This window comes from Dactylosporangium sp. NPDC051541, assembly GCF_044454505.1.
Classification (GTDB): Bacteria; Actinomycetota; Actinomycetes; order Mycobacteriales; family Micromonosporaceae; genus Dactylosporangium.
The window spans coordinates 350,636-367,942 of record NZ_JBITDU010000004.1; the positions used below are offsets into that span (position 1 = coordinate 350,636).

At 71.5% G+C, this 17,307-nt stretch carries 19 protein-coding genes; 9 read left to right on the forward strand and 10 right to left on the reverse strand.

Features of this window, described 5'->3' with window-relative positions:
* Positions 1-25 precede the first annotated feature (25 nt).
* From ACIA8L_RS21150 to ACIA8L_RS21160, 3 genes are all read right to left on the reverse strand, one after another.
* Positions 26-220: a ferredoxin gene (locus ACIA8L_RS21150; RefSeq protein WP_395906943.1), complete on the reverse strand. Its 195-nt coding sequence runs from the start codon at positions 218-220 to the stop codon at positions 26-28.
* Complete coding sequence (locus tag ACIA8L_RS21155; protein ID WP_395906945.1) at positions 217-1,434, reverse strand: cytochrome P450; 1,218 nt, start codon at positions 1,432-1,434, stop codon at positions 217-219. The genes ACIA8L_RS21150 and ACIA8L_RS21155 overlap by 4 nt, the downstream gene beginning before the upstream one ends.
* A 130-nt stretch (positions 1,435-1,564) precedes the next feature.
* Positions 1,565-3,760 carry a choice-of-anchor J domain-containing protein gene (locus ACIA8L_RS21160; protein WP_395906947.1) on the reverse strand — a complete coding sequence of 732 codons (2,196 nt, stop codon included), beginning with the start codon at positions 3,758-3,760 and terminating at the stop codon, positions 1,565-1,567.
* Between the two features lie 443 nt (positions 3,761-4,203).
* Here ACIA8L_RS21160 and ACIA8L_RS21165 point away from each other — a divergent pair, with 443 nt between their 5' ends.
* The 4 genes from ACIA8L_RS21165 to ACIA8L_RS21180 are packed head-to-tail and all read left to right on the forward strand — an operon-like array spanning position 4,204 to position 6,174.
* Positions 4,204-4,626, forward strand: coding sequence for an STAS domain-containing protein (locus ACIA8L_RS21165; protein ID WP_395906949.1), 423 nt, complete (start codon positions 4,204-4,206; stop codon positions 4,624-4,626).
* 7 nt (positions 4,627-4,633) lie between these two features.
* Positions 4,634-5,479 (forward strand): helix-turn-helix domain-containing protein, encoded by an 846-nt coding sequence (locus tag ACIA8L_RS21170; protein ID WP_395906950.1) that lies wholly within the window; start codon positions 4,634-4,636, stop codon positions 5,477-5,479.
* Entirely contained in the window at positions 5,476-5,886 is a 411-nt protein-coding gene (locus ACIA8L_RS21175; protein WP_395906952.1) for a VOC family protein, read from the forward strand. Before ACIA8L_RS21170 ends, ACIA8L_RS21175 begins: the two co-directional genes overlap by 4 nt.
* A gap of 30 nt (positions 5,887-5,916) precedes the next feature.
* Entirely contained in the window at positions 5,917-6,174 is a 258-nt protein-coding gene (locus ACIA8L_RS21180; protein ID WP_395906954.1) for a hypothetical protein, read from the forward strand.
* Here the strand turns inward: ACIA8L_RS21180 and ACIA8L_RS21185 are convergent, their stop codons facing one another.
* Together ACIA8L_RS21185 and ACIA8L_RS21190 are read right to left on the reverse strand one after the other, a co-directional pair.
* Positions 6,175-7,146 (reverse strand): glycosyltransferase, encoded by a 972-nt coding sequence (locus ACIA8L_RS21185; RefSeq protein WP_395906955.1) that lies wholly within the window; start codon positions 7,144-7,146, stop codon positions 6,175-6,177.
* Positions 7,147-7,203: 57 nt separating this feature from the next.
* Entirely contained in the window at positions 7,204-7,557 is a 354-nt protein-coding gene (locus ACIA8L_RS21190; RefSeq protein ID WP_223093403.1) for an Lsr2 family protein, read from the reverse strand.
* A 186-nt stretch (positions 7,558-7,743) separates the two neighbouring features.
* Between ACIA8L_RS21190 and ACIA8L_RS21195 the strand changes: the two genes are divergently transcribed.
* Positions 7,744-8,310, forward strand: coding sequence for a DinB family protein (locus tag ACIA8L_RS21195; RefSeq protein WP_395906958.1), 567 nt, complete (start codon positions 7,744-7,746; stop codon positions 8,308-8,310).
* A 6-nt stretch (positions 8,311-8,316) separates the two neighbouring features.
* On the opposite strand, the gene ACIA8L_RS21200 is transcribed toward ACIA8L_RS21195, so the two are convergent.
* Positions 8,317-9,408 carry a serine hydrolase domain-containing protein gene (locus tag ACIA8L_RS21200; protein ID WP_395906960.1) on the reverse strand — a complete coding sequence of 364 codons (1,092 nt, stop codon included), beginning with the start codon at positions 9,406-9,408 and terminating at the stop codon, positions 8,317-8,319.
* 152 nt (positions 9,409-9,560) lie between these two features.
* Between ACIA8L_RS21200 and ACIA8L_RS21205 the strand changes: the two genes are divergently transcribed.
* Positions 9,561-9,761 (forward strand): hypothetical protein, encoded by a 201-nt coding sequence (locus ACIA8L_RS21205; protein ID WP_395906962.1) that lies wholly within the window; start codon positions 9,561-9,563, stop codon positions 9,759-9,761.
* A 40-nt stretch (positions 9,762-9,801) separates the two neighbouring features.
* Here the strand turns inward: ACIA8L_RS21205 and ACIA8L_RS21210 are convergent, their stop codons facing one another.
* The 3 genes from ACIA8L_RS21210 to ACIA8L_RS21220 are packed head-to-tail and all read right to left on the reverse strand — an operon-like array spanning position 9,802 to position 12,634.
* Positions 9,802-10,575 (reverse strand): ATP-binding cassette domain-containing protein, encoded by a 774-nt coding sequence (locus ACIA8L_RS21210; RefSeq protein ID WP_395906964.1) that lies wholly within the window; start codon positions 10,573-10,575, stop codon positions 9,802-9,804.
* Entirely contained in the window at positions 10,572-11,582 is a 1,011-nt protein-coding gene (locus tag ACIA8L_RS21215) for an ABC transporter permease (RefSeq protein WP_395906966.1), read from the reverse strand. Before ACIA8L_RS21215 ends, ACIA8L_RS21210 begins: the two co-directional genes overlap by 4 nt.
* Positions 11,579-12,634 carry a substrate-binding domain-containing protein gene (locus tag ACIA8L_RS21220; protein ID WP_395906968.1) on the reverse strand — a complete coding sequence of 352 codons (1,056 nt, stop codon included), beginning with the start codon at positions 12,632-12,634 and terminating at the stop codon, positions 11,579-11,581. Before ACIA8L_RS21220 ends, ACIA8L_RS21215 begins: the two co-directional genes overlap by 4 nt.
* A 156-nt stretch (positions 12,635-12,790) precedes the next feature.
* On the opposite strand from ACIA8L_RS21220, the gene ACIA8L_RS21225 reads away from it, so the two are divergent.
* A complete protein-coding gene (locus ACIA8L_RS21225; RefSeq protein WP_395906970.1) occupies positions 12,791-13,798 on the forward strand; it encodes a LacI family DNA-binding transcriptional regulator in 1,008 nt (335 codons plus the stop codon).
* On the opposite strand, the gene ACIA8L_RS21230 is transcribed toward ACIA8L_RS21225, so the two are convergent.
* Entirely contained in the window at positions 13,781-14,626 is an 846-nt protein-coding gene (locus tag ACIA8L_RS21230; protein WP_395906972.1) for an aminoglycoside phosphotransferase family protein, read from the reverse strand. The two genes, ACIA8L_RS21225 and ACIA8L_RS21230, sit on opposite strands and share 18 nt — an antisense overlap.
* A 186-nt stretch (positions 14,627-14,812) precedes the next feature.
* On the opposite strand from ACIA8L_RS21230, the gene ACIA8L_RS21235 reads away from it, so the two are divergent.
* A complete protein-coding gene (locus ACIA8L_RS21235) occupies positions 14,813-15,802 on the forward strand; it encodes a WD40 repeat domain-containing protein (protein ID WP_395906974.1) in 990 nt (329 codons plus the stop codon).
* 123 nt (positions 15,803-15,925) lie between these two features.
* On the forward strand, positions 15,926-17,218 hold the full coding sequence (locus tag ACIA8L_RS21240; protein ID WP_395906976.1) for an RICIN domain-containing protein: 1,293 nt from the start codon (positions 15,926-15,928) through the stop codon (positions 17,216-17,218).
* Positions 17,219-17,307: the final 89 nt, after the last annotated feature.

The window sequence follows — 17,307 nt, forward strand, 5'->3', positions numbered from 1 at the left end:
CCCGCGGCCGGCACGCCCCGCCGACCTAGTCCTCGATCGCCAGCGCCCCGGACGGGCAGCCGAGGACGGCCTGGCGGACCGCGTCGCGCTGCTCGGCGGGGGGCTCGGCGAGCAGGACCACGACCACGGCGTCGTCCTCGCGCTGGTCGAACACCTCGGGCGCGTGCATCACGCACATGCCCGAGGAGACGCACACGCCGGTGTCCGCGCTGACCTTCACCAGATCACCGGGACCTCGTCCAGGGCGCCGGTGAGCCGGTCGTCGTGGACCCGGATGTCGTCGACGCCGACCGCCAGGCGCAGGTCCGGGAAGCGGCGGAACAGGGCCGGGAACACCGTGCGCAGCTCGGTGCGGGCCAGGTTGGCGCCGATGCAGACGTGCGCGCCGTAGCCGAAGGCCAGGTGGACGTTGGGCTTGCGGTCCACGTCGAAGCCGGCCGGGTCGTCGAAGACCGTGTCGTCGCGGTTGGCCGCGCTGATGGAGATGATGACGGCGTCGCCGCGGGCGATCGTGGTGCCGCCGACCTCGACGTCGTCGTGGGCGTAGCGGAGCAGGCCGAGGCCGCCGGGGGCGGTGATGCGCAGGATCTCCTCGACGGTGGCCGCGACCTCGGCCTCCGGGTCGGCCCGGAACCGGTCGCGGCGCTCCAGGTCGGCCAGGAGCAGCAGGGTGCCGAGGTCGATGCGGGTCGACGTGGTCTCGTGGCCGGCGAAGATGAGCCCGGCGGCCAGGCGGGCCACCTCGTCGTCGGTGAGCGTGGGGTCGGTCGTCTGCGCGGTCACCAGGTCGGAGATGACGTCCGGGGTCGGGTCCTTGCGCTTGGCCTCGGCCAGGCCGGAGGTGTACTCCCGGAACTCCCACATCGCCCGCTGCGCGTCGGCGCCGCCGTCGATGCGCCCGATTCGCGTGGAGAGGTCGCGGAAGCGGTGGCGGTCCTCCCACGGCACGCCCAGCAGCTCGCAGATGACCAGGACGGGCAGCGGGAACGAGAGGTGGTCGTGCAGGTTCACCGGTGTGCCCGGGTCGGCGTCCCGGGCCGCCTGCAGGTCGTCGAGGCAGCGCTCGGTCAGCTCCTCGATGCGGGTGCCGAGCCGGCGCATCCGGGCCGCCGAGAACGCGGGGGCGAGCAGCCGGCGCAGCCGCACGTGCTCGCGCTCCTCGGTCTCGATGTCACCCATCGGACCCTCCTGGATCGCGGCGTTGGTGATCCGCGACGCCTGTTCGGGGGCCGGGTGGGAGCGGCCGAAGCGCTTGTCGCCGAAGATCTGGCGGGCCTCGGCGTAGGCCGTGACGAGCCACGCGGGGTCCCCGGCCGGCGTGGTCACCAGCGTGATCGGGGCCTCGCGGCGCAGCACGTCGTAGAGCGGGGCGATCTCGAGGATGTTGGGGCGGTCGAACGGCAGCCGCGGGGCCGCCTCCGTCGTCGCGGTCATGAGGCCTCTCCCGATGGACGGTATCGACTAAAGTCGATCAGACACTACCACGGGTCACACAACATCATCGTAACGTGACGGCCCCATCGTCCGAAGTGGACGATGGGGCCGCCGTGCACAGCGATTACCGTTACGCTCCGCCGCCACCCGGCTGGACGACACCGTTCACCGTGAGGGTGTACAGCGCGTACTGCTGGACCTGCTCCGTGGCTTCGTCGTAGGCCACGACGGCCACGACCTTCGGGAACAGGGACAGCAGCGCCAGCTGAATCCAGTTGAGCTGGAAGTTCGTCTGGCCGTTGAACTCGAACTGCCAGGCGAACGCGTGCTGCTCGTCGATGCCGATGAGCTTCACGTTGTAGTTCTGCACCGTGATCGGGTGGACCTGACCGGGCGACTTGAACGGCGCCAGGCTGGAGCCGTCGCTGATCAGGGTGCCGCCGACCTTGACGTCGTCGATCTTCAGGCCGCCCTCGCTGGTGCCGCCGTCACTGACGTAGCGGAACGCCACCAGGATCGACTGGCCGGCGTAGGCCGACAGGTCGAAGGAGTGCGGCTGGAACCCGGCGGTGGTGCCGTTGAGGCCGGGGCCGAGCGGGCCGGGGACGGTCTTGTCGCCCGGGATCGACGTGTACGTGGCGCCGCCGTCGGTCGAGACCTGGACGTAGCCGTAGTCGTACGTGGCCTCCGCGCCGTACTTGGCGAGGAAGGTCAGCGTCGGGTCCGCCGCCGGCACGGTCACCGGGGTGACCGCGGAGACGTCGAGGTTGTCGGCGTTGCCCGAGAACAGCACCGAGTTGCCGGCGCGGTCCGGGTCCGAGCTGTCCAGCGTCCAGGCCAGCGGTGCGATCGGCAGTTGCTTGACGCCGCTGAACTTCAGCGAGCGCAGGTCCTTGCCGGCGATCGGCTGGCCGTTCTTCTGCAGCAGCACGTAGTCCGCGCCGTTGGGGGCGGCGCCGGGCACGTTGTACGACTGCGGGTTGGCCAGGTTCACCGTCGAGCGCAGGCTCTTCGAGGTGACCTTGCGCTTGTCCGCACCGAGGACGATGCCCCACTGGGAGTCGCCGACGATCCGGTCCAGCAGCACCATGCTCTGGTACTCGTGCAGGACCGTGTAGACGTCCTTGGCCCCTTCGGCCTTCACGGCGGCGTCGACGCTGGCGATGCCCACCCGCGTGTCCTTGTGCAGCCGCGTGATGATGTCCTGGCCGAAGCGGTCGTAGAGGTACAGCATCAGCTCATACGCGTTGCCGTAGTCGGCCAGCACGCTGCTGCTGGTGCCGCCCTCACCCCAGAGGTTGAGCGAGTTCTGCGCCCCGCCGCAGTCACGCGGGTTCGGGTTGTAGGGCGTCTGGACGATGCCCCAGCCCTGGAAGCAGTTGATGTGGCTGTCGTTGCCCCGCTCGGTGATCATCTTGGTGGCGTCGACGTAGCCCGTGAGCGTCTGCGCGAAGTCGGACAGACCCTCGTTGAGCCACACGCCCTCGTTCGGGTCCGAGTAGGAGTCGAGGAGGTGCTGCCACTCGTGCGCGAACGTGCCCTCGTACTGGTTCGGGCGCGCCGGGCGGCTGACGCAGACGTCCGACGACGGGTTGTCCGGCGGGTTGACACCGGTGCGGTGCTCCCAGTCGTACGCGTCGATCGTCATGACGTTGCGGTCGAAGATGTCGTCGAGCGCCTCGGAGAAGAAGCCGCCGGTGTAGCCCGACGCGGCCGGGAAGTTGTAGTAGTTGGGGTCCCGGATGTTGTCGATGAGCGCGACCGTGTTGTCACCCTCGCCCCGGTAGTCACCGGCCTGCGTGGCGTTGGTGCCGTCCCGGCTCTCCGGCGTGCGGAAGGCCGCGGTCTCCTTCGGGTAGATGTTGGTGTCGAACTCGTGGATGAAGCTCGTCACCTGGGCATCGGTCACCGTGGTGGTGTTGGGCACGGCGTTGCGGCAGTCGCCCGCCGGGAACGCGGTGTCCAGGGCGACCCACATCTCGATGTGCTCGCCCACGCCCCGCAGGACGTAGTCCTTCGGGTAGTTGATGCCGAGGGCGGAGTCGGAGCCGAGCCACGTGCGGACGGTTCCGACCGGCGGCGTCGCCGCCGCGGCGAGCGTCGAGCGCTTCTGCGCCTTCTGGCTCGCCCCCTTCTTCATGTCGATGACCTTGCCGTCCAGCTTGAGGAACCGGCGGGCCAGGCCGTTCTGCACATCCGACGCGCCCGCCGTGTCCTTGGCGGGGGCCTTCGCCGGTGCGGCGAGCGCCGGCACGGCCGGCAGCGCGACCAGCACCGGGATGGCCAAGGCGGCGACCGTGGCCGCAGCCAGGCCTTTTCTCAGCATGAAGCCTCCTCTACGACGGCGCGCGGGACCGGGCGGGGGTGACCGCCGGGGCCCGGGCGCCGAGTGCGGGATCGTATTGACACCGCACACTATCGTCGCCGTCCATATCGACGGGGAGCACTGCGGGTGCGGAAGGGTCCACGCAAGGGGTTGCCGATGTTGCCATCCGTCGCCGAACCGAGATAATCATCAATATTTGGGCAGCGGCGGGCACGGAATGTGACAGGTCGATCGCAGTCACTCTTTTGGGCTGACGCCTGAACCGGGCATCGGGTTGCACACCGGGAGCAAATCGTCGCGGATTAACCCGGCCGGGCGATCAGAGTTACCCGTTCGACGATCACCCACCGCGACGTCCGGTGGTGGGTGGACCGGCCGGACGGATGGGGTTACCGGCTGGACAGCGGTTCACTGACCGTCACGCCGGACCGTATCGTCGCAGCATGGCAGCCCTGACCCTCGCGGTGGAACGACTCGCTGCCGCCACGGTGCTGTCCTGTCACGGGGCGCTGGTGGCGGCCAGCGCGATGCAACTGGAGACCGCGTTGTCGCAGGCACTGCTGCGGCCCGAGCTCCGGATCGTCGTCGACCTGGCGGCCGTCGCCGCGATCGACTGCACCGGCGTGATGATGCTCCGCGTGACCGCGGGCATCGCCGCCGAGCAGGGCGGCGCGCTGGTCCTGGCCGGGCCCAACGCGCAGGTCGTGCACACGCTGCGTGAGTGCGGGACGCTGTCCGGCATCGCGACATACACCACCGTGCAGGCCGCGCTCGACGACGACCAGGGCGCGATCATCACCGCGCCCGACACCGCCCCGGCCGCGACCGCCTGGCCGATCAACCGCACCGAGCGCCGCAGCGCATAATCGGCGGGTGGAGTCGCAGCACGTCGCCTGGCGCCCGGCGCGCGCCGTGCGCCCCTACGCGGCCTGGTACACGGGCTACGCCCAGCACGGCCTCCCGCCCAGCCGGCACCGGGGCCTGCCGTCGCCATACCTCACGCTGATCATCACGATCGGCCGCCCGCTGCGGGTCGTCACGCACCCGGACCCGGCCGCGCCGCCCGCGCAGTACCGGACGATCGTCGGCGGCCTGCACGTCGTCCCCGCGCTCATCGAGCAGGACGGCAGCGAAGCCGGCATCCAGGTGGCCCTGTCGCCGCTCGGCGCCCGCGCCCTGCTCGGGCTGCCGGCCGGCGTGCTGGCCGGGGCCGACCTCGACGGCGCCGACGTCCTCGGCCCCCTCGCGGCCGAACTGCACGAACGGGTCGGGCTCGCGGCCGGCTGGGCCGAGCGGTTCCGGATCGTCGACGAGCTGCTCACCCGCCGGGCCGCGCCGGAGCAGGCCCCGGCGCCGGAGGTGGCGTTCGCGTGGCGGCGGCTGTGCGCGACCGGCGGCGCGCTCAGCGCGGCCGACCTGGCCGGCGAGACCGGCTGGAGCGGGCGCTACCTGGCCCGCCGCTTCGGGGTCGAGATCGGCCTGACCCCGAAGGTCGCCGGCCGGGTGGCCCGCTTCGACCAGGCCCGCCGCCGGCTGCAGGACGCGGACGGCCGCTACCCGCTGGCCGCGCTCGCCGTGGCCTGCGGCTACTACGACCAGGCCCACCTGACCCGCGAGTTCACCGCCCTGGCCGGGCTGCCACCGGCGCGCTGGTGGGCCGAGGAGTTCCGAAACGTGCAATCCCCGCAGGCCCTGGCCGGGGCAGACTCGGCCGTATGAGCGATGACAACATTCCGGCGCCGACCGTCTGGCCGACCCTGCGCGCCGATGACGCCCGCGCGCTGATCACGTTCCTGGTCGACGCGTTCGGCTTCGTCGAGGTCGCCGCCCACGGCGAGGGCGCCATCATCCACCACGCCGAGCTGGCCTGGCCCGAGGGCGGCGGCATCATGCTCGGCAGCCACCGCGACGACGGCTCGGTCTGGACCCTGCGGCCGGGCACGTTCGGCTGCTACGTGGTGACCGCCGACCCCGACGGCCTCTTCGCCCGGGCCAAGGCGGCCGGCGCGGAGATCCGGCAGGACATGCACGACACCGACTACGGTTCGCGCGGCTTCGCGGCCCGCGACCCGGAGGGCAACCTGTGGTCGTTCGGCACCTACCGCGGCGAGCCCCGCACCGTGTAGAGAACCGGCGCCCGGCTCCGACCCTGGGGCATGACGAAGTTCCTGCTGCTCCACGGGGAAGGGTCGGCGCCGCCGGCGAATCTGGGCGGCGAGCTGCTCGACGCGGGCCGGCTCGCCGACCCCAGCCTCACGGTCCAGGTCCGCGGTGGTTGCGGTTCCGGCCCGCTTCGGGGGTACTGCCTGATCGACGTCGACTCCATGGAGCGCGCCGTGGAGATCGCCACCGCCGCGGGCGGCCCGGTCTCGATCCGCCCCCTGATGACCGACCGCCCGGGCCCCGACCTCTGATCAGTGGCTGACGCCGGCGAGTTCGCCGAGGAGCCGTTTGAGCTCGGCCAGGTGCTGCGGCGGGTAGACGCGACCGGCCGGATCGACGACTGCCTGTACCCCCGAAAGCAGTTGCCAGGCCTCCCCCGCGTGGCCCAGCTGGGCCAGCGCCTGCGCCTCGAGCCAGTCGCAGTACTGCCGCTCGACACCCCGGTCGCGCAACTGCCGGGCGAGGAACACGACGGCGTCGTCGTGCCCGGCGCCGAGCAGCAGCCGGGCGAGCGCGTCGGTGCCGAGGATCCACGGCCGCGACCCGGCCGGGGCCTGGGCCCGCAGCTGCTCGAACGTGTCGACGGCGGCCTGGGCCCGGCCGGCGCCGACGTAGCTGCGGCCGAGGTCGAGCAGGGTGGTGGCGCGCTCGTCGCCGGCCGTCCCCGGCAGGGTCACCTCGCCGATGGCCGCGTTGCGGACGGCCTTGCGGGTGCGCACGGCACGGTCCTCGTAGCCGTGGTGGGTGAGGTGCAGGGCCTCGCTCGGCAGGGCGGGCCAGGTGCCACGCTCGGGGACGAGCCGCTCGTGGACGCGGCCTTCCCAGTGCACGGCGGCGGGCCGGAAGAGCCGCGGGGTGTGCGACGTGTAGGGCAGTTCGTCGTGCCGGTTGTCGATCGGCACCAGGAACGCGTCGGCCCGGGTGGTGGCGAGCAGGCCGCGCAGGCGGGGCGGGTCGGCGGTGGCGCGGTCGTCGGCGTCGAGGCTGAGGACCCACTCGGGGCGCCCGGCCGCGTCGAGGGCGGCGTTGCGGGCGGCGGCGAAGTCGTCGTGCCACTCCCCCGCGCTGACGGCCGCGCCGAACGAGCGGGCCACCGCGACGGTGTCGTCGGTGGAGCCGGTGTCGTGGACGTGGATGCCGTCGACGATCCCGCCGAGCGAGGACAGGCAACCGGGGAGGTTGCCCGCCTCGTCCCGGACGATGAGCACCGCGACCAGGTTCACACCGGCCCGATCGGCGTCCGGCCGGGCGGCTTTAACGAAACCGCCGGCCGGTCCGGATCAGCGACCGGCGTTCGCGTGATACTGGTCGACAATCTCCTGCTTGATGCGGCCCCGGTCGGAAACCTGGAATCCGGCCCCCTGGGCCCATTCCCGGATGGCGCGGTTCTGGTCCCGGTCTCCGCGTGTGGTGCCCCGGGCCCGGCCCGCGGCAGTTCGGGCCCCAACGACTGCGCTTCGACCGACCTTGGTGCCCGCGGAAATGTAGGGCTTGAGCGCGCCGCGCAGTTTCTCGGCGTTCTTCTTGGACAGGTCGATCGAATACTGCACGCCATCGAGGCCGAACGTCACGCTCTCATCGGCGGGCTTACCGTCCAGATCGTCGATCAGTTCCTGAATGACACGCTTGGCCATGCCGGCCGACCTCCCGTGAGCGACTGGGACGTACTTTGGGAAACGGTTGCCCGTGGAAACAGTATCGCCAATCAATTGATTTCACGCCAGATAGCTGGAGAAAAGAGTTCATCACCGTTCGTGTCGGTTCAATTACCGGCAACCGGGGTAAGCCCGGGTCTCCCGGCCCGGGTCTAGGCTGACCGGATGAGCGCACCGCCGCTGGACTGGGGTCGCCTGCTCGTAGGCCAGCTGGAGTTCTACTGGGACGCGCACCTGTGGCCGCGGCTGAATGGCCTCACCGACGAGGAATATTTCTGGGAGCCGGTGCCCGGGAGCTGGAACATCCGAGCCGGGCGGGACGGCCGATTCCGCCCCGACGGTGTCACCACCGAGCAGTCGCCGCCCCCGGTGACGACGATCGCGTGGCGGACGATGCACATCGCGGTCGGGTGTTTCGCGATCCGCAGCGCGGCGTTCTTCCCGGGCCCCGGCGACGACCCGGATGCCGGCATGTTCGACCCCCGTCACGTCCCGGGTGATCTGCCGCACACCGCGGCCGGCGGCGTGGCGTTCCTGCACGACAGTTACCGGCAATGGCACGGCCACATCGCCGCGCTGGACGACGAGGGGATGCGAACCCCGCTCGGACCGAAGGGCGCCTATTTCTCGGCCGAACCGATGGCCGCCCTGATCGTGCACGTGAACCGGGAAACGATGCACCACGGCGGCGAGATCGGTGTCCTGCGCGACCTTTACGGGGCCCGTTTCTGAAAAATCTCAAACCGGCGGGCAGGCCGCCAGCAGGGCCTCGGCGACCGCGTTCTGGGCCCGGCCGCCGGCGCTGCGGGAGGTGAGCTGGTCCGTGAGGTACGCGACCGCCAGCCGCCGCGTCGGGTCGGCCCACGCGACGCAGACGTAGCTGCCGTTGTGGCCGAACGTGGCCGGGCTGCTCGAACGCCCCATCGGCCGGTCCCGGTCCGGGTCGAGCCCCGGCCCGCCGAGCTGGAACCCGTGCGACCAGCGCACCGGCAGCCCGAGCAGGGCGTCGACGGTGCCGTCACTGCTCGGTGTGGTGGCCACGGCCAGGGTCTGCGGGCTGATCAGCCGCACGCCGCCGAGCCCGCCCCCGGCGACCAGCAGCGCGTAGAGCACGGCCAGGTCCCGGGCAGTGGTCGAGACCCCGGCGGCCGGGATGACCGCCCGCCGGATCGAGCGCCGGTTGAGGTAGGCGGCGACGGGCCGCTGCGCCGGCACCCGGGCCCGCAGCGGCACGTGCCGGCCCCAGTGGGCGTCGGGCAGCCCGAGGAAGGTGTCCCGCAGCGACAGCGGCCGCAGGATCTCCTCGGCGAGAAGCTCCCGCACGGGCGTGCCGGTGACCCGCCGGACGAGCTCACCGAGCAGGAACCCGAAGCTGATGTACTGGTAGGCCGGGCCTTCCCCGGCCGGGAACCGGGGCCGGGCCCGCTCCAACGCCCGCACGGAGGCGCCCCAGTCGCCCATGGCGAGGGCGTCGCGCAGCTGCGACCGCGCGACCGGCACCCCGGAGCGATGCTGCAGCACGTGCCGCACCGTGATGGCGTCCTTGCCGTTGGCCGCGAACTCGGGCCAGTAGCGCGCGACCGGCTCATCGATGCCGACGGCACCCCGCTCGATCAGCCGGTGCACGAGCAGCGCGGTGAACGGCTTGCTGGCGGAGAAGATCCAGAAGAGCGCCTCGGGGGTACAGCCCTGAGCCCGATCGAGCACCACAACCCCGTCGCGCACCACGACCAGCTGCGACGCCCCACCCCGCGCCCGGGCCAGCCGGGCCGCGACCTCGAGCCCGCCCCGGTCGACATCGCCGGTGTCCCGTTCGCCCCACTCGAGCACGGCCTCAACCTACAAGCCCCCGCACCCGTCGCGCACCCGCCCGCACCCGCTGCGCACCACAGTCCTGCCCGCCCGGCTGGCAAACCCCGGCACACGCCGCCGATAGCCTGGTCGAGCCGGCCCCCACAGCACCACGGACGGAGCGAACCACGATGACCTCGATCAGCGGCATCAGCGCCATCTCAGGCGCATACAGCGTGCGGTTCCCGGCGACCCAGCGGCCGGAGCGCCGCCCGGGACCCGCACAGGAACCGGCCAGGGCGCTGGAGCCGGTGGCCAAGGCGGTGGACCGGTCGACGGACGAGCCCGAGAGCCGGCCGGAGCGCGGCGACCGCCTCGACGTGCGGGCCTGACGCACCGGGGCCGGATCGTGCGGGTCCGGCCCCGGCGGTGTCAGCGGCCCGGGGTTTCGGTCAGGGTCGTGGCGCCGGTCATGATGGCCACCGCCTCGGACATCGTGTGCGTGTGGGGGGTGATGACGCCGGCGCCGCGGCCGAGGCGCTGGATGTGGATGCGGTCGGCGACCTCGAAGACGTGCGGCATGTTGTGGCTGATCAGGATGACCGGCAGGCCGCGGGCCCGGACCTCGCCGATCATCTTGAGCACCTGGTTGGACTCGCGCACGCCCAGTGCCGCGGTCGGCTCGTCGAGGATGAGGACCTTGCTGCCGAACGCGGCCGCGCGGGCAACGGCGACCGCCTGGCGCTGGCCGCCGGAGAGCGTCTCGACCGGCTGGGCCGTGTTCTGCAGGGTGCCGATGCCCAGCTCGGACAGGGCCTTGGCGGCGTCGGCGCGCATGCCCTTCTTGTCCAGCATGCGCAGGACCGAGCCCAGGACGCCCGGGCGGCGGCGTTCCCGGCCCAGATACAGGTTGCCGGCGATGTCCAGGGCCGGCGCGACGGCCAGGGTCTGGTACACGGTTTCGATGCCGGCCTCGCGGGCGTCCTGCGGCCGGCGGAAGTGCACCGGCCGGCCGTCCAGCCGGATCTCACCGGCGTCCGGGACGAGGGCACCGGTGAGGCACTTGATGAGTGTCGACTTGCCGGCGCCGTTGTCGCCGATGACTGCGAGGACCTCGCTCGGGTTGAGGTCGATGTCGACGCCGTCGAGCCCGACCACCCGGCCGAAGGTCTTCACGAGCCCCCGCGCGGACAGCACTGGTGTCATGCCCTCACCCGCCGAATCCACTGGTCGACCGCGACCGCCAGAAGCACCAGCAGGCCGACGGCGAGGACACGGTACTGGTCGTCCACGCCGGCCAGGGACAGGCCGCTGCGGAACGCGCCCACGATCAGCGCGCCCAGCAAGGTGCCCAGGACCGCGCCGCGGCCGCCGAAGAGGCTGGTGCCGCCGATGACGACGGCGGTGATGCTCTCCAGGTTGGCGTCGGCGATCGCGTTGGGGCTGGCCGCGCCGGCCCGGCCGATGAGGATCCAGGCGGTCAGGCCGTAGATGGCCCCGGCCAGGGTGTAGACGCTGACGAGGACCCGGTCGACGCGGATGCCGGCCAGGCGGGCGGCCTCCTTGTCGTCGCCGACGGCGTAGACGTGGCGGCCCCAGGCGGTGTTGGCCAGGGCGAAACCGACGATGCAGTAGAGCACCAGGACCAGCACCACGCCGACGGTGATGTGGAAGCGCCCGACGCTGAACGTCTCACCGGTCCAGTTGACGAACGCGGGCAGGTCGGTCTGCTGGACGCTCTGGCCCTTGGAGTACAGCAGGCCGATGGCGGTGAACACGCTCAGCGTGCCGAGCGTGACGATGAACGGCGGCAGCCCGATCCTGGTGACCAGGGCCCCGTTGAGCAGCCCGGCGGCCACCCCCACGGCGATCCCGACCAGCACCGCGAGCAGGCCCGGCAGGCCGTTGCCCTCGGCGAGCTTCGCCGACAGCATCATCGCCAGGATGGTGATCGCGCCGACCGACAGGTCGATGCCGGCCGTGAGGATGACCAGGGTCTGGCCGACCGCGAGCGCTCCGATGACGGCGACCTGCTGCAGTACCAGTGAAAGGGAGTTGGCCGCGGCGAAGCGCGGATTGATGAGCGAGAACACGACGGCCGCCGCGACGAGGACGAGCAGCGGGCTGATCGCCGGGTGCGCGTGCAGCAGGTGCTGGACGCGCTGCAGTGGCGACTGGCGGCGCAGGGCGAACTGCTCGGCCGCCGTCGTCACTTCTTGCCCCAGCAGAGCTCGGTGCCCTTCGCGACGTCGATCGAGTCCACTCCGGTCGCCGGTTTGCCGGTCACCAGCGCGACCCCGGTGTCGTAGAAGTCCAGGCCACCGGTCACCTGCGGCTTCTGCCCGCCGGTCGCGATCTGCTTGATGGCCTTGACGCCGAGCTCCGCCATTTTCAGGGGGTACTGCTGCGAAGTGGCGTTGATCAGGCCGTCCTTGACCTGCTGGACGCCGTCGCAGCCGCCGTCGATCGACACGACGATCGGGTTCTGCACGCCGGCCGCCTTCAGGGCCTTCTGCGCGCCGACGGCCGCGGGCTCGTTGATCGTGTAGACCACGTTGATGCCGGGATTCTTCGTCAGGCAGCGCTCCATCGCCGTGCGGCCGCCGTCCTCGGCGCCGTTCGTGGGCTCGTTGCAGGCGATCGTGTAGGTGCCGCCGGTGTATTTCCCGGTCTTGTCCTCGTCGCCGTTGCGCTTCTTGTCCTTGGCGTCGATCCCCATGCCGGTGAGGAAGCCCTGGTCGCGGTTGTAGTCGACGGACACGATCTTGTCGTTGAACAGGTCGAGCAGGGCGATGACGGCGGGCTTGCCGGCCAGGGTGGTGGCGGTCCACTTGCCGATGAGCTCGCCGGCCTTGAAGTTGTCGGTGGCGAAGGTGATGTCGACGGTGTTCGCCGGGTCGGGCGGGGTGTCGAGGGCGATTACGTACAGCCCGGCGTCGCGGGCCTTCTTGATCGCCGGGTTGACGCCCGGCCCGTTGGGCGTGATGAGGATGCCGGCGTCGCCGCGGGCGATCGCGTCCTCGATGGCCTGGACCTGGCCGGCCTCGTCGCCGTCGGCCTTGCCCGCGGCGATGGTGATCTTGATGCCCTCGGCCGCGGCGGCCTGCTTGGCGCCGTCCTGCATGGTCACGAAGAAGGGGTTCGTGGAGTTCTTGGTGATGAGGGCGACCGAGACGCTCTTGCTGCCGCCGCCCTGGTCGTCGCCGCAGGCGGCGAGGGGCAGCACCGCGAGCACGGCGGTGAGCGCGACAAAGGCTCTGCGCATGGTGTCTCCTCCATTTGACAACGTTGTCAAACACTTTCGTCAGGGGTCATGACGATTGTCAATACAACCTGCTCCAAGATCTCAAGTAACAATCTGGACACGAAGCTTTCATCACGACAACGTTGTCAAAGTGGTTTCCCGGTACGCTGGGCCACCGTGGATGCCCGACCGACTCTGCGCGACGTGGCCCAGCTGGCCGGGGTCAGCCCCAAGACCGTGTCCCGCGTCGTGAACGACGAGTCCGGGGTCAGCGAGGTCAAGCAGGGCCGGGTCCGGCGGGCGATCGAGCAGCTGGGCTACCGGCCCAACATGACCGCGAGCCGCCTGCGCCGCGCCGACGGCCGCACCGCCGCGATCGCCGCCCTGCTCGAGGACATCGCCAACCCGTTCTCCTCGGCCCTGCACCGGGCCCTGGAGGACGTCGCCCGCGAGCGCGGGGTGCTGATCTTCGCCGGCAGCGTCGAGGAGGACCCGGAGCGCGAGCGGGCCCTGGTCCACGAGTTCGCCCGGCGCCAGGCCGACGGCCTGGTCATGGTCCCGGCCGGGGACGACCAGGCCTACCTCACCCGCGAGCTGAACCCCGACACGCCGGTCGTGTTCGTCGACCGCCCGCCGGTCGGGCTGCACGCGGACGCCGTCCTGGCCGACAACGAGGCCGGCGCCGCGTCCGCCGTGCACCATCTCGTCGCCCACGGCCACCGCGACATCGCCTACCTGGGCGACCTGCGCACGATCGCCACCGCCCGGCAGCGCTTCACCGGCTACCGCGAGGCCCTGGCCGAGCACGGCATCCGCCGCACCCCCGCCCACGTCGCCCACGACCTGCACACCGCCGACGAGGCCGAGGCCGCGTTCCTGCGCATGCTCGACGCCCCGCGCCCGCCGACGGCCTGCTTCAGCGCCCAGAACCTGGTCACCCTGGGCGCGATCCGGGCCCTGCGCCGCCGCGACCGGCACACGTCGGTGGCCCTGGTCGGCTTCGACGACTTCCCCCTGGCCGACCTGCTGCAGCCGGCGGTGACGGTGGTGGCCCAGGACCCTTACGCGATGGGCCGCCTGGCCGCCGAGCTCATCTTCCGCCGCCTGGACGGCGAGGCCTGGGACCCCGCCACCCACGTGGTCCCGACCCGCCTCATCCCCCGGGGCTCAGGCGAGATCCGCTAGCACCTGGTCGATCGCGCGCTTCCCCATCACGCCGAAGTACGGATTCGTCTCCCGGTAGAAGGCGAACGCGCCGAGCCCGAAGCTGAACGCCCACGCCCGGGCCCGCCGCCAGGTCGCCGCATCGGGCCCGACCCGCTCGCGGAACTCCGCACGCGTCGCGGGCCCCATCGCGAGCCAGGCCGGCATCAGGTCGATGGCCGGATCCCCGATCGTGAGACAACTCCAGTCGAGCACCGCACGCAACCGGCCGTCGCACGCGAGCAGGTTCGCCGGGTGCAGATCCCCGTGCACCCACACAGGCGGCCCGCCCCACTCCTCGACGTCCCGATCGGCCTGCCAGACCGCGGTGAGCCGGCCCGGGTCGTAGTCCTCCGCGAGCTGCGCGATCCACTCGGACACGTCCCGCCCGCGCAGGCTGCCGCCGCGTCCGCCGAACCGGGCCGCCGGGCCGCCGGTCGCGTCGATCCGGCGCAGTGCCCGGACAAAATCGGCCAGGTCCGGCACCAGATCGTCCAGGCCGTCAGGGTTGGCGCCGTCGAGCCAGCGGTACACCGCCCACGTATACGGAAACCCGAGCCCGGGCACACCGACCGCGACCTGATCGGGCACCGCGGTCGCCAGGTGCGGGGCGAGCACCGGCAGCCACCGCCGCTCGAGCTCGATCTGCCCGGCCCCGTTGTCCCCGAGCGGCAGCCGCACGCTGAACTCTTCACCCAGCCGGAAGATCACGTTGTCGGTCCCGGTCGACGCGAACCGCGACACCGCCAGCCCGGCCCACTGCGGGAACTGCGATCCGACGAGCGCCCGCACCACCTCGATCGACACCACGGACCGGATCATCCCAGCCGGGCCGCCTTCCCGACGACCGATATCCGGCTTCCGCGGCGGCCTGCTGCGCCGGCGCGACCGCGGCCACCAGTTCCGCGTCCACACCGGCGCCGCCCTGACCGGCCACCCGCGGTGGTCTGCCCGTCGCCGTGCCGTTCGGCCGCCGCCGTCGGCTAGAAAGGGCACATGGGTGAGATCCTGGCGCACGCGGTGAGTCCCGACGGCCGATTGCTCGCCGTCGGGACCGACCCCGGCGACGACTACTACACCGGCGGTGAGCTGCGGCTGTGGGACACCGCGACCGGCACCCTCGTCAACACGCTGTCCGGCATCCCCGGCGGGATCAGCTTCATCAGCGACCGGGAGCTGCCCGGGCGGCTGCGCTGGCACCCCGGCGGGCGGCTCGTCGGGGCGGTGTTCGACACGAACCGGGTCGGGCTGTTCGATCCGTTCGGGTCGAGTTCGGAGCCCCTGGACGCGCTCGACCTCACCGACGGATGGGGGCGCGGGCCCGCCTGGTGCTTCAGCCCGGACGGCGCGCGGATCGCCGTGTCGTGTTACACCGGCACGGCCGTGCCGCTGTTCCTGGCCGAGGTGCGCGCCGACGGGTTCGGCCCGGCCGCCGGGGTCGGTCCGGCCACCGAGGACCAGGGTGTGGTACCCCTCGAAGAGCTGGACTGGAGCGCGGACGGCGCCCGGATCGCCGGGTTCGGGCACGCCGTCCACGTCCTCGACGTCGTCTCCGGGGAGCTCTCGACCGCGCCGTGGGCCGCGCCGGCCGCGTTCGCGCCCGACGGCCGCACCCTGGCCAAGGTCGACGGCCTGCGCCTGTCCATCGGCACCAGCCTGTACGACCTGCCCGGCACCGCGGCGATGAGCGTCCACTGGAGCCCGGACGGCCGCCGCCTGGTCGCGCTCACCGACGCCGGCGCGACCCTGGTGACGGCCGGCGCCGAGCTCCTCCGCGCGATCCCCGGTGTGCCCGTGGTTGCGGGGGCCGACCTCGACGGGGAGCGGCTCGCGCTGCTCATCGACGGGCGGCTGCAGGTCTGGGGTGCGGCCGGCCTTGAGTACGACGCCGAGGCGGCGGACGGCGGCACCGCGGTGGCCCTCGCCGGACCGAGCGTGATCGAAGTAGGCCCCGACTACCTGCGGTTTTCCATAACAGACAGTTAATTGGCGACTTACTTTAACTATTAGGGTTCTTTACCTTGTGCTGGGTGTGATCGATGGCCGATGATGCGACGGAGCGGATCCGCCCATCCCTCCATCCGTCCTCACACCCGAAGGACCTCACCCGTGCGCAGAAAGCTGGCGCTGGCCGCGCTTGCCCTGTTGACGGCGGTAGGCGCGTTTCTCGTGATCCGCCCTGCCCTCGCCGCCGCCACCCCGTTCAAGGTGCTCGCGTTCTACAACGGCACCTGGGACGCCGCCCACATCGACTTCGACAAAGAGGCCAAGGAGTGGTTCCCCGCCCAGGGGGCCGCCAACGGGTTCACGTGGGAGGCGACGACCGACTGGAGCCGGCTCAACACCGGCAGCCTGGCCGCCTACAAGGTGATCATGTTCCTGGACGACGCCCCGCCCAGCGGGCAGCGGGCCGCGTTCCAGCAGTACATGCAGAACGGCGGGGCGTGGATGGGCTTCCACGTGTCCGCGTTCACCACCGATCCGGGCTCCTGGAGCTGGTACTACAACACGTTCCTCGGCTCCGGGTCGTTCCAGACCAACACGTGGGGCCCGACGAAGATCACCTACAAGGTCGAGGACCGCAACCACCCCTCGACCGCGGGCCTGCCGGCGACGTTCTCCTCCGCGGTCTCCGAGTGGTACTCGTGGAGCAACGACCTGCGCCAGAACCCCAACATCGACATCCTGGCGTCCGTCGACCCGAGCAGCTTCCCGGTCGGCACCGACCCGAACCAGTCGTGGTACAGCGGCTACTACCCGATCCTGTGGACGAACCGCAACTACAAGATGCTGTACGCCAACTTCGGCCACAACGGCATGAACTACAGCACGAACACGCGCACGTCGAGCACGTTCGAGAGCGCGAACCAGAACCGCTGGATCCTGCAGGGCATCCAGTGGCTGGCCGGGGCCACGACCACGCCGCCCACCACCGGCGGGCCGACCTCGACGCCGCCCACGTCGACCGGGCCGCTGCAGCCGGGCACGTACTACCAGCTGGTGAACAAGACCAGCGGTAAATGCGTCGACGCGCGGGCGGCCGCGACCGCGAACGGCACGGCGATCCAGCAGTACGCCTGCAACGGCACGAACGCGCAGCACTACCGGTTCCAGAGCACCGACTCGGGCTACTACCGCGTCGACAACCAGGGCAACCCGGCCCAGTCGCTGGACGTGACCGGCAAGTCCACCGCGGACAACGCGCCGATCCAGCTGTGGGCGTACAGCGGCGGCACCAACCAGCAGTGGCAGCCGGTCGCGGAGGGTGGCGGGTACTACCACCTCGTGAACCGGGCCACCGGCAAGTGCCTGGACACGCCGGGCGCCTCCACCGCCGACAGCGTGCAGCTGGTGCAGTACGCCTGCAACGGCACGGGCGCGCAGTCCTTCCGGCTGCAATAAAAGCACACAGGTAAACGCTTTCCCGTAAGTTTCACGATCCCGGAGCCGTCCTGCGCGGCCCCGGGATCGACCACTTTCGAAACCTCCGC